Raw genomic sequence first — 18735 nt, 5'->3', positions numbered from 1 at the left:
ATCCTACTCCGCAGGAATTTCGCGGGTGACCGCGTGACCAGACAACGGGGTGCGGGGCCGCGGGACATCACCGTCCACCGCCTTGCGCGCCAGGAAGAAGAGCACGCCGATATAGGCGGACAGCAGCAGCGCATAGATCGACAGATACGCGCCCAGCGTCGTGCCCACGAAAGGTGCAGGCACATCCGCCACCGCCATTTCGGTAGTCAGCACGCCTTGCACCAGCCAAGGCTGACGCCCGATCTCGGTCGTGTACCAGCCTGCCAAGGTCGCCACCCAGCCGGAAAAGGCCATCGGCACCATGGCAAGCATCATAAGCTTCGGCACGCCCTCCGGTCCGCGCCGTTTGCGCAGCATGAGGATGGCGGCGCCCCAGCTCAGGAACAGCATGGCAAAGCCCGTGCCGACCATAATGCGGAAGGACCAGAAAACAGGGGCAACAGGCGGGTGCATCACCTCACCCTCTTCGGTGACAAAGTCGTTCAGACCGGGCACCACGCCTTCGGCTTTGTGCTTGAGGATAATGGAGGCCATGTTGGGAATGGCCACTTCCATGCGGTTCTCGCGGGCTTCCTCGTCCAGAAGGGCAAACAGCAAGAGCGGCACATGTGATTGGGTGTCCCAGTTCCCTTCCATCGCCGCAACCTTCTGCGGCTGGTGTTCCAACGTGTTCAGGCCATGCATATCGCCCATGAAAATCTGAAGCGGGATCAGTAAAGCACCCATGTAGACACCGGTTTTCATAGTCACCTGCACACTCTTGCTTCGGTCACCGAGCAGCCAGCGGAAGGCGCTCAACCCCGCGATCAGGAATGCGACGGTCAGGCCCGACGCCAGCAGCATGTGGGACAGGCGATAAGGCATGGATGGGTTGAATATTATCTCGAACCAGCTGGTGGCATGGGCAACGCCCTCGCGCACCTCGAATCCTTGGGGCGTGTGCATCCAGCTGTTCAGCACAAGGATCCAGAAGGCCGACATGGTGGTGCCAAAGGCCACTAAGAACGTCGCCAGAGTGTGCAACCACCCAGGCACACGGGAAAAGCCGAACAGCATGATGCCCAGAAACACGGCCTCGAGGAAAAAGGCGGTCATCACCTCATAGGCCAGAAGCGGTCCTGCGATGTTGCCCACCGTTTCCATGAAGCCGGGCCAGTTGGTTCCGAATTGGAACGACATGGTGATGCCCGACACAACGCCCATGGCAAAGCTCAGGGCAAAGACTTTGACCCAGAACCGGTAGGCCTCCATCCAGCGCGCATTGCCCGTCGCGTTGAAGCGCAGCTTGAAGAACAAAAGCACCCAGCCCAGGGCAATCGTGATCGTCGGGAACAGGATGTGGAATGAAATATTGGCCCCGAATTGAATTCGGGAAAGCATGAGGGTGTCCATGCGAAGTCTCCGCTTGAAAACGGTTACGTGTTTGGTCTTGACCTAATATAGAAACTGCTCGCAACAGATCAGCGGGGGTGCGACAGGGTGCGCCTGCGCGTTTTGTCACACAGACTTGCCCCTATTTGCGACGTCAGCGTCAGCCTGATGCGGGTTGGATGCTAGCGGGGCTGATGGGACAGGACAGTGCCCGCTATGCGGAGCGACGCCGCCTTTTCGCTGCGACCCTGATCGAACAACAAGACGCGGAACAAAGCGCCAAGTCACTGCGAATGCGTCAATGTCGGCTTCAGGTCATTGCATTTGACAGCTCACTGCGGGACTCGCAAGCTTTTGACCCGGACGGATGATGGGTTCTGGCGGCACGTGTGGGGTTCGTTCGAATAGATCGCTGTTCTCGGTCACAGCCAACACTTTCCGCAAGTGATCGCTTCCACTCGGGACCGCCGCATTTTCTACGTCCTGAAAGATGGCTTATCTAGCCGGGTAGTATTGCAACGGATTTCAGATTGCGACTGGCTCAGGCGTCGAACTGCTCCAAACAGCGTTCTAATGAATTGACCGATCTGGTTTGCTTGAAGGAATGTTTAATAGCATCGATGGCTGTAACAGATGCCTAGATTGACCAGCGCCGCCTATTTGAAAATGGCCCTCAATTCCTTAGACAGATGCTCCAGCACAGCCTTTATGCGCGCCGTTTGTTGCAGATCCTTGTGGGTCAGCAACCACAAGTCTGTTGTTAAGGCGGGCACATACTCTCCGATCCTGACCAGCCTTTTTTCACCTTCGGCCAGATAACATGGCAGCGCACACAGGCCCCCTCCATTCCTGGCAGCAGAAAACATACCAAGTACTGTATTGTATCGCTGAGTCACTTTGGAATTCAGGCCCTCAGCCTCCATCCAATCGTCCAAAAGGCTGTAAGACATACTTTCATCTGCAGCAATCCACGGCATGTCGGCGTAGTCGACCTGCCCAGCCGTGTCACCGAAACAGGCATGCGCCCCATAAATTGCCTGCTGGATCCTACCTACCGTTCGGCCGACAAGTTGCTCGGGGTTTATTGATGATGGTCGGATGGCAATGTCAGCCTCCCTCCGCGAAATCCTCAAAAGATTGTTGGAGATCACAACCTCCAACTGGATTTGAGGTAACGTATGGTGAAGATTGGCAACGATCTCAGACAATGGACCGAACAACAGGCTGTCAGTTGTTGTAATGCGAACCTTTCCTGAGGGCGTTAACTCTTGCCCGGTGAGCTTTCTTTCAATCTCAAAGACATATGCTTCCATTTCATGCGCACCGTCCAGCATTGCCTCACCAGCAAGTGTCGGCGTGTAGCCTGTTCTTGTGCGATCAAACAACTTCGTTCCCAGGCGTTCCTCAACATCGATGACTTTCCGATAAATCGTCGCATGACTTACGCCAAGCTCACGGGCCGCCGCCGAAAGTGAGCCGGATCGCGCAACTGTAAGAGTGACTTTCAGGTCATCCCAATTCAAACGGTTGTTCATATTTGCAATCCCATCTCTCATTTTTTTGGAATGTACGATCACTGGAGAACATTCTATCTTTGTACCCAGAGTCTGCAAGACCGCAGAAAGCAGAGTGTTGCTTACCGTGGCCATAACCGGCGCGCTTCGGATCAAGTGGGAGAGACAGCGTGGAGCATGACCAGGAGATCATGGGCCGATGGACCCGAACCGTCGCTGACTAATCGAAAGAGGACTTAGATCGATGACAGAGATTGGAGCGATGAAAGAGAAGAGCCAGCACATGGGTCAGACGATTAACTTCGGCTTTTTATCCGTCGCAATTTTCTCGGTTATTGCTGCTGGTACCTATACGACGCTCGCAGGTCTCTTGGCCACGAAGTTCATTGCGTCCGGTATCGAGTGGGACGCCACGAGCATTAGCATTGGCATTGCCGTCAACATGGCCCTTTATGGCCTGTTTTCGCCTTTTGCCGTCGCACTTATGAAAACATACGGAGTGCGGCGGGTTTCCGTATGCTCGCTCGGCGTGTTAATCGCCTCCAGCCTTCTCTGCATGATCCCGAACTTGCTGCTTTTCAATGTCGTTTGGGGGGTCTTCATCGGAGCCGCCGTTGGTGCGTTCACTATGTCTTATGCCGCACTGATTGCGACGACGTATTTCTCAAGGAATATCGGTCTCATCTCGGGCGTGCTGACCGCAGCGTCGGTGTTGGGACAGTTCCTGCTGTTGCCCTTCTGGGCAGAGGTCTCGGATGTGTGGGGATGGCGTGCGCCGCTGCTTGGGGCGGGCTCGATCGCGCTGGTCGCTCTGTTGCTGAATCTGAAGTACACGCCACACAGCAAACCAGCAGGCGCCGTGAGCTTGAACACCACGGTTCAGATTGTCGTGGAGCCACTGATCATAGCCTTGAGACACCCTGCATTCTGGGCGCTTCTGGCAGTCTTCTTTCTGTGTGGTGCGACGACAAATGGCCTGCTTTGGAGCCACTTTACCGCCTTTTGCGGCGATATTGGTCTGGATGCCACGTCCGCCTCAATCGTTCTGGCGCTGGTCGGGATATTCAATGTCGTGGGGACCACTGCATCCGGTTGGCTGTCGGATCGTTTTTCCGCCCGGGCGATACTGGCCTTCATTTTCTTCGGCCGGGGGCTGACACTCTTTTGGTTGCCGCTTATCATCACAAGCGAATTTGACCCGATGATTGCGACTTTTGGCATCGTGTTCGGCATCCTTGATGTCGCAACGGTGCCGCCTGTGGTCTTGCTGTGCAATCGCGCCTTTGGCGACAATGGACCCGTTATCTTTTCCTGGATATCGGCCGGTCACCAGATTGGCGCAGGTTTTATGGCACTGACCGGCGGCATCATTCGGAGCCAGCTCGGCACCTATGACCTGATGTGGATGATCGGCGGAGCCTTCTGCATTCTCGCCGCAACCGTTTCAAGCTTCAGCCGTGTTCGAAAACAGCCCTACCCCGCCTGACGCCCCTGTGCGCCCGGAGGGAAACCAACATCCATGACGCGATACCCATCTGAACACCACGCTTACACCTGACATCCACATCAAACCCAAAAGGAGGGAATAATGGTATCTCTTGTAGAGCACACCGCCGAGTTGGCCTCGACAGAAGGCATGACACGCTTTGGGTTGGTTGCCCTGTCGACGGATCTGACGACAGAGCGGGATTTTACCCGGATGTTACCCGAAGCCGGTTCCACGTTACATATCACGCGGGTTGCTTTCGAGAACCCGACGACCCCGGAAAATCTACGGAAGATGGGGCCAAGAATAGCATCGGCGGCCGAACTTCTGGTGCCAGGAGAGGCGTTCGGCGCGATCTGCTACGGATGCACGTCAGCCTCTGTCGAACTTGGGGATGCCGCCATCACCTCTGCGGTGCAAGCTGCCCATCCAAACACCGCCGTGGTAACTCCGACCCATGCCGCCCTGATGGCGTTCTCTGCACTCGGCGTGCGTAAGGTTGCACTGTTGACGCCGTATCTGGTTGAGACGACCGAACCGATGATCACTTATTTCGAAGAAAACGGGTTGGATGTGGTCAACGCCGCTTGCTTTGGGCTCGAGGATGATCGGGACATGGCGCGGGTCAAGCACGACTCGATCGTGCGCGCCGCACGCAGTGTGGACTGTCCCGAGGCCGAGGCGATCTTCTTGTCCTGTACAGCTCTTCCAGCGGTTGGCACGATTGCGGAAATCGAGGCTGAACTGAAGAAGCCCGTCGTCACGTCCAATCAGGCGAGCGCGTGGGCGATGTGCCGTCTGGCCGGGCTGCAAGACTACAACCCTCAAGGATATGGAAGCCTGTTTGAGCGCCAGATTTGACGGAAGGAACCTCCCCTCCTCCGCCTATTTACTCCTGAAATATCTGGTCAAGACGGGACGGCCCGCATGGTGGAAAACACTGTGTGGGCCATTTCAGTTGTGCGCCTCAGAAACTGGCGCCCAGTGCGCGTTTGCCGACTGCGTATAGTTGTAGATCCGCTGTGCCCGCACAGGTGTGACCTGGGGTTGGATCGAAGCCTGACATGCAATCTTTCACACCCCGCCAATGCTGAAAGCCCGCGCGGTGCAGGCGCGGGCTCGGGGGGATGGCGTCGATGGTGCACTGGTAGCGTTCCAAGCGTAAGCAACGGCTCGGCACATCACCATCTAGGCGGCAATTGTGGTCTCGTTGGTGACGTCCTCTTTGAATTCTGCGTGCAGGCTTCGGATACCCGTCTCGAGACTACCGGCCGCGAGGATAAGCTGCGTTTCCACGCAGCGAGATCCTTGTAGAACACAAACCGGCGTGATGCTGGACTGAGCAAGAGCCTGCAGCGACCGCGCTGGAACCGACAACCCTTCCAGGTCACGCCCCAGAACTGAAATCAGTACAAATTTGCTCGTCGAAATCTGCGCGTTGGGATAGAGCACCGCCAGTTCTCCCGCGGCACGTTCAATGTCACCCGGCGTGGCGTCTATGTAATGCGTGATCGTATTGGCATTGATCGTTTTCGATACGATCCGAAGGCCATGGTCGCCGATGGCATTCAGTATCGCCACATCAAGGAGGTTTATGTCGACCTCGTCCTGTTCAAAGACTTCCAGCGCGACGACATCCAGTCCGGCGATCATTTCAACGGCTGGCGTTTCGGCGTCTATGTCATTGATCAGGGTGCCTGGATCGTCTGGTTCAAAAACATTGGTGACCCGCAAGGGAACCTTGGCCCGACGTAAGGTCCTTGCGGCTGAGGGGTGTATGGCCTCCATCCCCAAATTTGCCATCTGATCCGCTAGATCATAACTGGTATGGCCGATCTTGCGGGCCTTGCTCGGACCAATGAGGAGCGGGTCGGCCGATGACAGATGGTACTCTTTGCGGATGACAGCTTCCTTAGCGCGTACTATGGCTGCCAACCTTGAAAAGGTGACTTCCGAGTACCCGCGGTCAAACTCGCGCATCAGTCCATTCTGGCATTGTGCATAGCCTGTGATGATGGGCATTTCGCAATTTGGATCAATGCCCTGGATGCCGTTTCGGATCCGGTCATCAAGTTTCAAATCCGCCTTGCCGCGCCAACCAGAGAGATCGACAAATCGCGCATGCACCCCATGGCGACGCAAGAACAGCGTGGCCGAGTAGGCCGAATGCATCTCACCAAGCCCAGCCAGCATCTCCCGAACACGGGAGAGTTGTTGCTCGAGCCGGAAACCACCATAGGAGCACAATCGCTTCAAGTCGCTCAGACAGTTTTGTGTCTCCTGAATCCGGTTCTGAATAAACGCGGTGGCATCCTCGATGTCGTCCGGATGTGACAAGACAGCCTTATGCGCCGCAATCATGGCATTAGATGTTTTGGAGAGTGCGTACCGCCATCCACGATCATCGGAATTGAGCGCCAATTGCATATAAACCCCCGGCTGGCCGGACTTTTTATGCTCAAGTAGGAGGTTCGTGATACCACCAAATGCCGACACCACAAAGTAGCGACCGTATTGTGGGGTACCGTTCCGGATAAAGAGCGTATGACAAATTTCATTCAGGCGCGACATCGACGTGCCGCCGATCTTTTCGACGATATGGGTCATGTTTGTTCTGCCGTCTCTGATAGGGTTTCCTTGGGATGCATCTTGCTGGCTGGTGCGCTCACTCAGCCGCAAGTAGGTTTTCGGTGATCACGTTCTGTGTGGCATCGATTAAAATCGCTAGCCCGGCCTCCAGCACTTTGTCTGGCGTCGTCAGCGGGGCCAGAACCTTTACCACTTCATCATTGGGGCCCGAAGTTTCTATGATCAGGCCCTCTTGGAACGCATGACGACAGATTGTGGCCGCAAGTTTGCTTGAGCCGACATCAACCCCCCTCATCATCCCCCGCCCCTTGAGCCGGGCGCCCGGGACCATTTCAGCGACCGTTTCAAGGCCCCGTTCGACAATCTGTGCCCGGCGGCGGATATCCAATTCAAAGCGGTCATCGCGCCAGAACTTCTCAATCGCGATGCGTGCCGTAATGAACGCATGGGTATTGCCACGGAACGTCCCGTTATGTTCCGCTGGCCCCAGAACATCGTGCTCCGGCCGGACAAGAACCAAGCCCATGGGAAGACCAAATCCCGAGATCGATTTGGCGAGCGTTACAATGTCGGGCGTTATGCCAGCGCGCTCAAACGAGAAAAATCCACCCGTCCTGCCGCATCCGGCTTGAATGTCATCGACGATCAACAACGCACCGGCCTTTTTCGCCAGAGCCGCGATATCAACCAGCCAACTCTTGCTTGATACGTTAAGTCCGCCTTCTCCCTGAACCGTTTCCAGAAGGAAGGCCGCCGGTGCATCCAGGCCGGACGATGCATCGCCAAGCATCTGTCGAAGCAGACCAACACTGTCTACCCCAGCAGCATAGCCATCGAATGGCATACGTGTGACATTGCCCAGAGGCATGCCCCCGCCGCCACGGTGATATGCGTTGCCTGTCGCGGCGAGCGCTCCGACGGTGACACCATGAAACGCATTCGTAAATGCGACCACATTCGTCCGCCCGGTCGCCTTGCGTGCGATTTTCAACGCCGCCTCAACGGCATTGGCGCCGGTTGGGCCCGTGAACATCAATCGGTGATCCAATTGGCGTGGCCTTAGAATGTGAGTTTCGAACGCTTGAATGAAGTCGGCCTTGGTGCTTGTTTGCAAGTCGAGCCCATGCGCAATCCCATCATTACAAAGATGTTCGACGAGCGCCGCTTTCATATCGGGATCGTTGTGCCCGTAGTTCAGCGAGGAACATCCCGCCAAGAAGTCGATGTACCGATGGCCTTCACTGTCCACCATTTCCGACCCTTGGGCAGACGCGAAAACCTTGTCGAATGTCCGGCAATAGCTTCGCGCTTGGGACTCACGACGCGTGAAGACAGATTCAGAACTGTGTTGCGTGGTCATTTTGCTCTCCAATTGCAATGCGTGCGCAGGCCAACAGGCGGCGCGACCAGTCGCGCCGGAGCCCAGACGCACCGTTGTCTGATGCCTTTTTTGGGGGTCAGGACGTTACTGCAACTGTCCCCAGGATCGTCGGGTCAGGCGGAGGGATACCGCGCTGCCCCGGGACCGACCTCGCTGCCGACGCCTATTCTGCAGCGACTTTCAACGGCGGCGGATACGCGCCATCCTGATCGTGATCCTCCCGTCCGGTAACCGGTGGGTTGAACACACAGATGGCGCGAAACTTGGTGACCGGCCGCAAAGTGTGCTGATCATGCTTGTCCAATAGATACATGTCTCCCGGTCTGATCATGAAGACCTCGCCCGTGTCACGATTGGTTAGTTCGCACTCGCCCTCGACACACAGCACCGCTTCGACATGATGCTTATACCAGAGATCGGTTTCGGTTCCGGGATAGACTGTTGTTTCGTGCAGCGAGAAGCCGACACTGTCATCCGCCAGAATCAGGCGTTTGCTGCGCCAGGTGCCAAGGGCTCCTTTGACGTCGCGTTCCGTGTCCGTGATGCTGTTGAGCGATCTGATAATCATACGAGTTTCTCCTCCAGTAGACAAAAGGTAATGGCGCGGCTCAAACCGCTGCCTTGATGGCGACCAGAAAGCCGGAATAGCCAGCCACGGTCTCGAAGTCCTTGATGTCCAATTCCTCGGGATCCACGTTGAACCCCAGCATGTCTTCCAGCTCCATCAACGTCTCAAGCATGCTCATGGAATCCAGCCGAAACTCGCGGAACAGGTTCATCTCGTCGGATAAGGGCGGGATCGATTCTTCGAGAACGGCGGCGAGTGCCTTGCGCAGATCGTCGCGCGCCTCGTTGTGTGTATAGGGGTTGTCAAGCATGGGTCATCTCCTGCTTTTGGGTAGGTGCCAGTTTCATTTCGGTTTGGAGACTTTCGATAAGGGCCCGTCGGTCAAACTTGTTGTTTGCCGTGCGCGGCATATTATCGATAAGCCGAATGCGATCCGGTATCTTGTGCGGCTCCAGCCGGTCATCAAGAAAGCCCAAAAGATCAAACTCAGAATCTGATGCACAGATGAAAAGCGTCGAGGGACGACCTGGCGCTGGCGGCACCATTACCGCATGACGGACAACGGGTGCTTCAGAACATGCCGCTTCGATTTCAGAGCAGCTGACGCGGAAGCCGCGTATCTTGAAGATATCGTCCCTTCGGCCTTGGCAGTATAAATAGCCGTCCTCGTCCATCCACCCATAGTCGCCGCTGTGAAGGCGGCGCATTGTTGCATGCTGCGTCTGGTAGGTCTTGTTGGTCAGCTCTTCGGAATTCCAATAGCCCGCCATTACGTTTGGGCCAGATATGACGAACTCGCCAATTTCATCAGGTGGCAGGACCGTCCCGCTTGCGTTGACCACCTCGACGCGCGTCCCGCGGAGCGGGCGACCACATGTACCCGGCTTGAGAATGTCGCCATCCACCGGCGTGATGCTCACACGCTTGCATTCCGTCAATCCATACATGAGCTGGAACCCAAGGTTGGGAAAGGCACTGCGCAAAGTCTTGATGGATGTCGGCGACGGGGCCGCACCGGTATTCGTAACCAGGCGCAGAGCCGGTAGCTCTCCAGGTTTGCGTTTGCCCATGACCGCCAGCGCTTCAATCATCGCAGGCACGGCAGGCAGCACGTTTGCACGGCTTTTCTTGAGCGCTCGGAACAGGCCCAAACCGCCAATCTCCGGGCTTTCCAATCGAAGCATCGCACCACACTCGACCGCGAGAAAGAGCTGATACAGGCCGTAATCGAAGGACAGCGGCAAAGAACAGAATATCACATCACCGGTCGCATAATCCAAAGCATCGGCTATAGCGCCCACCGCGAACACCATTTGGCGGTGAAGGCATGTCACTCCCTTGGGGCGTCCCGTCGATCCGGACGTGTAGATCATGCAGGCGAGGTCTTCGGGGATGATCCTTGGATTGAACGTGGAAAGAGGTAACTTGCCTGTGCTGGCGTGCAATAAATCGTTCAGGTTTGGCACGTTGATGTGAAGACCACCGACATCTGCCGACCACTTCCCGGCTTTTGCCGAGAGCACCATGACGCCCCCCGAGTTTTCTTTGATGTAAGCGAACTGCTTGGTCGGGGTCGTGGGGTGAACCGGGATGAAGCATCCGCCAATCGCACTGATCGCGTAAATCAGCGCCGCTGTCATGGGCTCGTTTTCCGCCTGCACTATTACCCGATCGCCCTGCGATACGCCTGCATCCGACAGCCATCGCGCGAGCGAGCGCGCACAGGTTTGCAGCTGGGACAAAGTCAGGACCTGATCGCGATACTGTATGACCGGAGTCCGTGGGCCAGCAGCGGCCGCACGATCGAGACGTTGATGGAGCAAAGTCATTGTATCACCTCTTCTGATTTGGACCGGCGGTTTGGCATCGGAACAACGATGAGACCCGTCGCCATAGCAATGCGTTCTGGGGGGTAAACGGGTTCGACCGTGGATTTTGCAGTATCCAAGGCACGGACCGTCCTCAGCGCCTCGACTTCGACGTAGCGACGAAGGCGTTTTTTCCGGGTCATTCGTGCGCGCACGGTTATGAAGTCTCCGGGCCGTGCTGGGCGTTGGAACTCCACTTTATCCCAGCTTTGCAGCAGGCTTTCGTCGCCATCCTGTAATGCGGCAAGCCCGGTCACTGCGTCCCCGAAGAGCCCCAATATGTGCGCGCCATCGACGATACCGCCGCCATAGTGGGCGTCAGAAGCCGACAGGCGTACCGAGATTGTGAATTCATTTTGGTCGCCCGGAAACGGGAGGTCACCCGGCAGCCGGTAGGCTGATATGATGTCGTTGACACTGTCTGCCGCGCGCACCAGGTGCAGGTCATCTCCATCGACCAAAACCTCGTTGGGATAACCGTGGCTCAGAAAGCCAGTGGGCGATGCACTTGGGCCGTATGCCCCGGAGCAAAGCACACCGATAATGTCCCCTTCCGTAACCTCACCAAGGTTGGTTTTACGCGCCATTGTATCACTTGGCGTGCAAAGTGGCCCGGTGAGCGTGGTTTCCTGGGGCGACCCGGAGGAGTTGCGCGACAGGTTCACAATCGGGAAGGATCTTTTGGCGAAACCGCCCAACCCAACCGCCGCCATATGCAGGTTTGTGCCTCCATCGGCGATGGCAAAGGTTTCTCCGCGTGACTCCTTTACATAGCGGACCGAAGTGAGAAGGGCCCCGGACCCCGCCGACAGATAGCGACCAAGCTCGATGATCACACGAGTATCGGGATGGGACCTGCGGAACTGCGCGACTGCAGCGTTGACGCCCTTGGCCAGCTTCGGCACGTCCAGCATCTTTTCGTTATCAAAGTAAGGGACGCCAAAACCACCACCGACATCCACAGCTTCGATCTCGATACCAAGATCTCCAGCAAGGCGTTCTGCCAAACTCAGAATGTTCTCGGTGTTCTCAATAATCGGCTCCGCATCGAGGTATCGTGTTCCCATGTAGACATGAAATCCGATCACACGGACGAGACTGAGCATATCCAGTTGCTCGCGTAGGTCGGGCACCTGCTCGACATCGATGCCAAATTGGCGGGGCTTGCCGCTCATCGTCAGGCCGGACCCGCTTGTTTTGAAATCCGGGTTGACGCGAAGCATGACATTCACGGCCTGCTTGGTGCCAGAAGCCTCGGCCTGCCGTTGGATTTCATCCAGTTCTTGCGCGGACTCCGCGACAATCGCAAAAATCCCGAACCGAATACTGTCAGCGATTTCATCCTCGCACTTTGCGGGTCCCACGAAAATGATGTTCTTGGGATCAATCCCCACCCGGATTGCAGTGTGCAACTCCGCACGGGAAGACACTTCGGCACCTGCCCCGCAGGATCGCAGGCAGTCCACAATTGCAGCGTTCGGATTGGCCTTGAGTGAATAGAGAAGATCGATCGCCGGGGACAGTTTCTGACGTAACGCGTTGAAGTTACTGCGCAGATAGTTGGCGTTGTAGACAAATGCAGGCGTGCCGAATTCTTGGGACACCCGTTCCGCCAAACGCAGATCGGGCTGCCACGCTCCGCTTTGTTGATGAACACGGAGTGTATCAAACGCCTGGGGGATCATACCATCGCCTCCTCTGCAGCTTGACCGCAGGCAGTCGTGCACGCACGGTCGTTATCTGTCGGATGGACCAGACAAATCCGCATCAACGTTTCATCATGATGGGCATCGCGCTGGCCAGCAAGAAGCGAGCCGGGGAACAGCAACTCTTCCTCAATTCGGCCCTTGAGGCGCTTGGCGAGGGATTTCATAAGAAGCCGGATCGCCTTGTTCTGGTCATCGACCGACGCTTCTATCCGGCTGGCCCCGCGTTTTATCTCGCGCCGAACCGCGTAATCGATCATGTCCACGCCAAGTCCGGCAACGCCGTGCCGAGGCTTGGTCGCCGTCTGCCACAGAAAGTAAGTGTCAGGCCGGCCCGGAGATCGAAAACCTGTTAGAAATCCGATTACTTCATCGTCGCGCAATGCGACAACGGACTGTTCCGCAAAATGCGTGCACCAAAGCGCATATGCATATTCACTGTTCGAGTCCAGCGAGGGAGTTTCGTTGACCAGTTCGATGATGCTCGGGGCGTGAACCAAGTTTGGACTTTGAAATCTGACAATACTCACGTCTGTTCCCTTTCTGTGGGCCTCTACATCCGACCAAGGTCAGGGCAAGTAGAGACAGGTGGTACGAGAGCCTTTGGCGATGGACGCTGCGGCGAACGTTGACCGTGAAATCGGGCCTCATCACGTCGGCGCGCCAGTCAACTTTTTCGACAAGCGCTGCCGTCTGGAGACGAGCGAGCATGACGAACGCTTCTGCAGCGAAATCGGCCGCCCGTATGCTCACACCCCTATGACTTCAGGCGAAGGGAAATGAGCTGAACCCATTGATTACAAGCGTCGCCGGGGGAACATCCTTGATTTTACCAACTCTTTTTCTGGCGGGAATCTGCCGGATGAAGCGGCTGACTTGTTGACACCAAGAATGATCCAAAGGAGGCTTGTAGCACAAACTATGATTTCTAAGTCATGCGTCAGTTCAACTAATGCGAGTGTAGAGGTGCTTTTTGATTTCCCTACCACCACTGAATTGGTTGAAAGCGTTTGAGGCAGCGGCGCGTCACTCCAGCTTTAAAAAAGCTGCAGATGAGCTGAATGTCACACCTGCAGCTGTAAGCCAACATGTCAAGTCTCTTGAGGACTATTACGATATCAAGCTGTTTGTGCGGCAAACCCGGTCATTGAAATTAACGCGTGTTGGAAAACTGGCCGCTCCATTGATGTCGAAGGCATTGGAAAAATTCACAGAAGCCTGTGATGTGATCAAAGGCGATATGGGGCGAAACTGGCTTACAATTACGGCGCCGCTTTCGTTCTGTATGAAGTGGCTTGTCCCGCGGCTAGAAACTTTCAACGAAAAATACCCAAAACTTGAAATTCGCCTTAACGCTACCGATGAACTCGTGGACATTTGCCAGGGCCAAGCTGACATAGGCATTCGCTATGGTAACGGTGACTACCCTGATCTTGAAGTCAGGACATTGATTGACGGCGTGTACCATATAGTGGCGAGTCCAGAGTTACTCGAAAGGCATGGTGGCTTAAACGATTTCTCTGAACTGGATAAATTTCCCCTTCTGCATACGGATTGGCGTGGAAGCCCGGATTTAGTACCTGGGTGGGATATGTTGGCAAAAGCGGCCGGAGTAACGAATAAAAAGATAGACCTGCATAAAGGGCATAAATTTTCCAACGAGATGATGTCAATTGATGCAGCAGTTTCTGGTCTGGGTATTGCGCTGGTCAGTCAAGCGAATTCCGATGCCGAACTGCAGGCTGGCCGCTTGGTAAAGGCTCTTGATAATCACAGCTTTCGCAACAGCGGTTTCCAGTACCATCTGGTCCGAGCCAAATCTTCTAAATCTTCCGGAAGTGCGGATTTGCTATACAATTGGTTGAGCGAACAAGGCAGTGTGAAAGACTAGGTGATGAGTTAACGGAATATCGGCATCAGACCGTCACCTGCTTGCAAGTTGGCTCGGCCTACGTCGCGGCGATCACTTCCGATGGCCGGTTTCCTTGCCTGTTGCATGGCGACGCGCACTCTTACACCCCTGCAGCACATTCCGCGCTGCGTGCGCACGCAACGGGAAAGTCAACTTTATAGGTTGGGCTCATTCCCGACCTTCGCGGCACCGCAAGAACCCTAGTAGACCAAGGCCGATCAAACCGCCGCCAGTCCGGCGTCCAATGCGCTCAGCACTCGGGCAATCTCATCCTCGGTCACGACCAGCGGCGGTGACATCATGATATTGTTGCCCCCGATCCGCACCATCGCACCGGCATCGTAGGTGGCCTTGTGGATGCGCTTGGTCGCCTCGGCATCCAGTGCTGTCTTGGCCGCCCGATCACTGACCAACTCCACACCCGTCATCAACCCGTGCCCACCCCGGACATCCCCGACGATGTCATGTTTCGCCATCAAAGCCACACAGCCCTCGTACAACTGCGTGCCGCGCGGCCCCGCATTGGCCTTGGTATCAAGGCGCAGGGTTTCCTCCAGACAAGCCGTCACCGCAGCAGCCCCTACGGGATGCGCCGAATAGGTGTAGCCATGAAAGATCGCACCATCAGCATCCGCCTTCTCGAACACCTCGGCCACCGCCTCGCTCATCAGCGCGGCACCAACAGGGAAATAGCCCGAGGTGATGCCCTTGGCGCAGCTCATCATGTCAGGCTGCACACCCCAATGGCGTGACCCGCTCCAATCGCCCGTCCGGCCAAAGCCCGTGATCACCTCGTCCGCGATCATCAAAATGCCGTGCCGGTCGCAAATCTCGCGCATCAGCGGCATGAAGGTTTCGTGCGGGACAATGACCCCACCCGCCCCTTGAATGGGCTCCATTATAAAGGCGGCAATGCTGCCCGGCCCCTGAAACTGGATCTCATCCTCCATCGCCGCAGCAACATTCTGGGCCAGCAGCGCCGGATCCGTCTCCTCAAACGGATTGCGATAGGGATAAGGCGATGGCAGGTGGAAACAGCCAGGCATCAGCGGCTCATAGGCGATGCGAAACCGGTTGTTCCCGTTGACCGACGCGCCGCCAAAATGCGTGCCGTGATAGCCCTTCTTCAGTGACAGGAACTTGGTGCGCCCCGGCTCGCCCTTGATCCGGTGATACTGGCGCGCAAGGCGCAAACAGGTCTCAACGGAATCGGACCCGCCCGAGGTAAAGAACACCCGCGCCATGCCATCTTCCTCGAAAAACGAACGCACGGCATAAGACGCCTCAATCGCCGTCGGGTTCGACGTACCGAAGAAGGCGGAATAGTAGGGCAGATCATAAAGCTGCTTGGCAATCGCGTCTTTCACCGCGTTGTTGGAATAACCAAGGTTCACACACCACAGACCCCCTACCGCATCGACCGTCTTGTGCCCGTCAATATCTTCGATCACCGACCCTTCGGCACCGATGATGATGGTGGGCGCATCGGTCATCGCCTCGCCCGGGTGGCCCATTGGATGCCACATATGACGTGCGTTGTTGGCGCGCAGGAAATTGTCGTCTTTCATCTCGGGCCTCCCTCTGGGTTCACCACCAGAAGGCCACGAACCGAACGCCCGCACAATGCACATCGAAAGCATTTGCATAATTTTTCAGCACACCGCACAGTCCCGGCCCAGAGAAAACGACGTGGCACGGGGCCACCCGTTCCGTCCCGGAACAGCACCCCCTAACGTCACGCGGTCATCACCTGGGAGAAACCTATGCTCAAACGTACCCTCGCCGCCTTTGCTGCGACCGCCACACTGGCGGGTGCCGCCATGGCCGAAACGCAAGTGCCCTTCGCGCTCGACTGGAAATTTGAAGGGCCCGCCGCCCCCTATTTCGCCGCCATCGACAATGGCCACTTTGGTGCTGCCGACCTGATTGTTGAAATCTCGGCAGGCCAAGGCTCGCTTGACGCGATCCCGAAAGTGGCTTCTGGCGCCTTCCCCATGGGCTTCGCCGACATCAACAGCTTGGTGAAATTCCTCGACCAGAACCCCGGCGCGCCCGTGACCGCCGTCATGATGGTCTATGACAAGCCACCCTTCGCCATTGTTGGGCGCAAGTCGCTGGGCGTCTCCGAACCCAAGGACCTTGAAGGCAAAGTGCTTGGTGCCCCGCCCCCCGATGGCGCATGGGCACAGTTCCCCGCCTTTGCCACCGCAAACAGCCTCGATGTGGACAAGATCACCGTTGAGCCCGTGGGCTTCCCCACACGCGAACCGATGCTGGCCGAGGGCAACGTAGCTGCGGTCACCGGGTTCAGCTTCTCGTCCTTCCTGAACCTCGTGCGCCTCGGCGTGCCAGAGGAGGATATCTCGACCATCCTGATGGCCGATTACGGGCTTGAGCTTTATGGCAACGCGATCATCGTCAACACCGACTTTGCCACTGCTAACCCGGAGATTGTCACCGGCTTCCTGACCGCCGTTGCGGCGGGGTGGAAAGACGCCATCGCCGATCCGGCCAAGGCCATCGAAAGCCTGATCGACCGCAACCCTGCAGCCGACGCAGCACTTGAAACGCGCCGGCTGCAACTGGCCATCGACGCCAACGTGTTGACCGAGAATGTAGCCTCGAATGGCATGGGTGGCGTGGATGCCGCGCGCATGGAAACAGCGCTTGGCCAATTGGCTGAAACCTACGAGTTCCAGAACGCGCCAGACGCCAGCCTCTACTTCACCGACGCGTACCTGCCCGCCGCAGACGCACGGAAACTCAACTAAAACACAGGCGCACGCCCCTATGAGCAATCTCATCGACATCAAGGGCGTGCGCCACGCCTACAAAACACCCTCTGGCCCGTTGCCTGTGCTGGACGGGCTGGAACTGTCCGTGCCCGAAGGCGGCTTTGCCGCTGTCGTCGGCCCCTCAGGCTGCGGCAAGTCCACCCTGACGCGGCTGGTCGCCGGGCTGATGAAGCCGGACGAGGGCGAGGTCTGGCTACACGGCGATCTGGTCAAAGGTCCCAAGTCCACCGTCGGCATGGCCTTTCAGAACCCTGTTTTGCTGGAATGGCGGACCATCCTGCAAAACGTCATGCTGCCGCTTGAAATCGTCTCGACCGGTATGTCCAAACGCGAACAGGAGGACCGCGCGCGGCACCTTCTCGATCTCGTGGGCTTGTCCGGTTTCGAAGACAAACGCCCGTCAGAGCTGTCCGGCGGGATGCGCCAACGCGCCTCGCTCTGCCGCTCCATCGTGCACAAGCCCGAAGTGCTAATCCTCGACGAACCCTTCGGCGCGCTTGATGCCTTCACCCGCGAGGATCTCTGGCAGACCATGCACAACGTCAAGGCCGAGGAACCCTTTACCGGAGTCCTGATCACCCACGACCTGCGCGAAAGCATCTTCCTCGCCGATCAGGTCATCGTCCTGTCTGGTCGCCCAGCCAAGACCCAGTACGTCATGGACGTCCACCTGACAGGCGAGCGCGACATCGAAATGCTCTACACCCCCGAAAGTGCCGAGGCGCTAAACATCCTGCGCCAGCAAATCCGCATCGCCCAAGGGAGGGACGCCGCATGACCCTCCGCCAGATCGGCGTACCGCTCGCCGCCTTGATCATTTTCGGGCTCTTCTGGGAATGGCTTGTCTGGGTTAACGGCTGGCCCAACTACAAAATGGCGTCCCCGTCAGACATCTGGCCAGCCTTCTGGAAGTTCCGCGGCTTGTTCCTCGAATACGGCTGGGACACGCTGTGGCGCACCGTTGTGGGCCTGCTTTTGTCTGTGGTCTTCGGCGTGTTCCTCGGCATGATCATGGGCCTGTCCAAAACGATGCGCGACGCGCTGTACCCCCTGCTGGTCGGCTTCAATGCAATCCCCAAGGCCACCGTTGTGCCGATCATCGCGCTGATGTTCGTGGGCCAGCACGACATGAACACGATCCTGATCGCCTTCCTGATTTCCTTCTTCCCCATTGCAGTGTCGGTCAGTATCGGCCTGTCGACGCTCGAGCCAGAATACCGCGACATCCTCGCCTCACTCGGGGCCTCAAAGTTCACGATCTTCTGGAAAATCGCCCTGCCAAAAACCCTGCCGGAGTTTTTCGGCGCGCTGAAAGTGGCCGTCACGCTGGCCTTCATCGGCACCAACCTGATGGAGATCGTGGAACCCCACGGCCGTGGCTTGGGCCATCTGTTCGACAGCGGCAAGATCAGCGCGGACTACCCGCTGATGTTCGCCGTTCTGATCGCATTGGCGCTGATGGGCATCGTTCTGTATTACGTCGTTGTCGCCTTGGAAAAGGTGTTCGCCGGCTGGGCCGAGCGCAACCCGACCTGATCCTGGGGA

The 18735-nt window shown here is 57.0% G+C and carries 16 protein-coding genes; 6 read left to right on the top strand and 10 right to left on the bottom strand.

Translation table 11 applies throughout. From position 1 onward, the window contains the following. Positions 1-3: 3 nt before the first annotated feature. Together Q1A51_RS19950 and Q1A51_RS19945 are read right to left on the bottom strand one after the other, a co-directional pair. On the bottom strand, positions 4-1392 hold the full coding sequence (locus tag Q1A51_RS19950) for a cytochrome ubiquinol oxidase subunit I (protein ID WP_299601603.1): 1389 nt from the start codon (positions 1390-1392) through the stop codon (positions 4-6). A gap of 635 nt (positions 1393-2027) precedes the next feature. After that, positions 2028-2906, bottom strand: coding sequence for a LysR family transcriptional regulator (locus tag Q1A51_RS19945; protein ID WP_299601601.1), 879 nt, complete (start codon positions 2904-2906; stop codon positions 2028-2030). 223 nt (positions 2907-3129) lie between these two features. Here Q1A51_RS19945 and Q1A51_RS19940 point away from each other — a divergent pair, with 223 nt between their 5' ends. Beyond that, the gene (locus Q1A51_RS19940; RefSeq protein ID WP_299601599.1) at positions 3130-4371 is read left to right on the top strand and encodes an MFS transporter; all 1242 of its coding nucleotides are present in this window, start codon (positions 3130-3132) and stop codon (positions 4369-4371) included. 102 nt (positions 4372-4473) lie between these two features. Beyond that, positions 4474-5232, top strand: coding sequence for an ectoine utilization protein EutA (locus Q1A51_RS19935; RefSeq protein WP_299601597.1), 759 nt, complete (start codon positions 4474-4476; stop codon positions 5230-5232). Between the two features lie 327 nt (positions 5233-5559). Here Q1A51_RS19935 and Q1A51_RS19930 read toward each other — a convergent pair whose 3' ends face one another. From Q1A51_RS19930 to ectA, 7 genes are all read right to left on the bottom strand, one after another. After that, positions 5560-6978 (bottom strand): aspartate kinase, encoded by a 1419-nt coding sequence (locus Q1A51_RS19930; protein WP_299601595.1) that lies wholly within the window; start codon positions 6976-6978, stop codon positions 5560-5562. 58 nt (positions 6979-7036) lie between these two features. Continuing rightward, on the bottom strand, positions 7037-8320 hold the full coding sequence (ectB, locus tag Q1A51_RS19925; RefSeq protein ID WP_299601593.1) for a diaminobutyrate--2-oxoglutarate transaminase: 1284 nt from the start codon (positions 8318-8320) through the stop codon (positions 7037-7039). Between the two features lie 184 nt (positions 8321-8504). Beyond that, positions 8505-8909 carry an ectoine synthase gene (locus Q1A51_RS19920; protein ID WP_299203914.1) on the bottom strand — a complete coding sequence of 135 codons (405 nt, stop codon included), beginning with the start codon at positions 8907-8909 and terminating at the stop codon, positions 8505-8507. A gap of 40 nt (positions 8910-8949) precedes the next feature. After that, on the bottom strand, positions 8950-9219 hold the full coding sequence (locus Q1A51_RS19915; RefSeq protein WP_299601591.1) for an acyl carrier protein: 270 nt from the start codon (positions 9217-9219) through the stop codon (positions 8950-8952). Then, on the bottom strand, positions 9212-10738 hold the full coding sequence (locus tag Q1A51_RS19910) for a class I adenylate-forming enzyme family protein (RefSeq protein WP_299601589.1): 1527 nt from the start codon (positions 10736-10738) through the stop codon (positions 9212-9214). Before Q1A51_RS19910 ends, Q1A51_RS19915 begins: the two co-directional genes overlap by 8 nt. Then, entirely contained in the window at positions 10735-12462 is a 1728-nt protein-coding gene (locus Q1A51_RS19905; RefSeq protein WP_299601587.1) for a hypothetical protein, read from the bottom strand. Before Q1A51_RS19905 ends, Q1A51_RS19910 begins: the two co-directional genes overlap by 4 nt. Continuing rightward, the gene (gene ectA / locus Q1A51_RS19900) at positions 12459-13013 is read right to left on the bottom strand and encodes a diaminobutyrate acetyltransferase (protein WP_299203925.1); all 555 of its coding nucleotides are present in this window, start codon (positions 13011-13013) and stop codon (positions 12459-12461) included. The genes Q1A51_RS19905 and ectA overlap by 4 nt, the downstream gene beginning before the upstream one ends. 470 nt (positions 13014-13483) lie before the next feature. Between ectA and Q1A51_RS19895 the strand changes: the two genes are divergently transcribed. Beyond that, the gene (locus tag Q1A51_RS19895; RefSeq protein WP_299601583.1) at positions 13484-14374 is read left to right on the top strand and encodes a LysR substrate-binding domain-containing protein; all 891 of its coding nucleotides are present in this window, start codon (positions 13484-13486) and stop codon (positions 14372-14374) included. Between the two features lie 239 nt (positions 14375-14613). Here the strand turns inward: Q1A51_RS19895 and Q1A51_RS19890 are convergent, their stop codons facing one another. After that, on the bottom strand, positions 14614-15963 hold the full coding sequence (locus tag Q1A51_RS19890) for an aminotransferase class III-fold pyridoxal phosphate-dependent enzyme (RefSeq protein WP_299601581.1): 1350 nt from the start codon (positions 15961-15963) through the stop codon (positions 14614-14616). 195 nt (positions 15964-16158) lie between these two features. Here Q1A51_RS19890 and Q1A51_RS19885 point away from each other — a divergent pair, with 195 nt between their 5' ends. From Q1A51_RS19885 to Q1A51_RS19875, 3 genes are read left to right on the top strand one after another with little or no spacing between them, the layout of a single operon-like run. Beyond that, complete coding sequence (locus tag Q1A51_RS19885; RefSeq protein ID WP_299601578.1) at positions 16159-17166, top strand: ABC transporter substrate-binding protein; 1008 nt, start codon at positions 16159-16161, stop codon at positions 17164-17166. A 19-nt stretch (positions 17167-17185) separates the two neighbouring features. Further along, complete coding sequence (locus tag Q1A51_RS19880; RefSeq protein WP_299601575.1) at positions 17186-17968, top strand: ABC transporter ATP-binding protein; 783 nt, start codon at positions 17186-17188, stop codon at positions 17966-17968. Next, positions 17965-18726: an ABC transporter permease gene (locus tag Q1A51_RS19875; RefSeq protein ID WP_299203937.1), complete on the top strand. Its 762-nt coding sequence runs from the start codon at positions 17965-17967 to the stop codon at positions 18724-18726. Before Q1A51_RS19880 ends, Q1A51_RS19875 begins: the two co-directional genes overlap by 4 nt. The last annotated feature ends 9 nt before the right edge of the window (positions 18727-18735 follow it).

Source organism: uncultured Tateyamaria sp. (assembly GCF_947496075.1).
In the GTDB taxonomy this organism is placed as follows: domain Bacteria; phylum Pseudomonadota; class Alphaproteobacteria; order Rhodobacterales; family Rhodobacteraceae; genus Tateyamaria.
The sequence above is the reverse complement of the archived record's forward strand: the minus strand, read 5'-3'. Positions and strand labels throughout refer to the sequence as shown.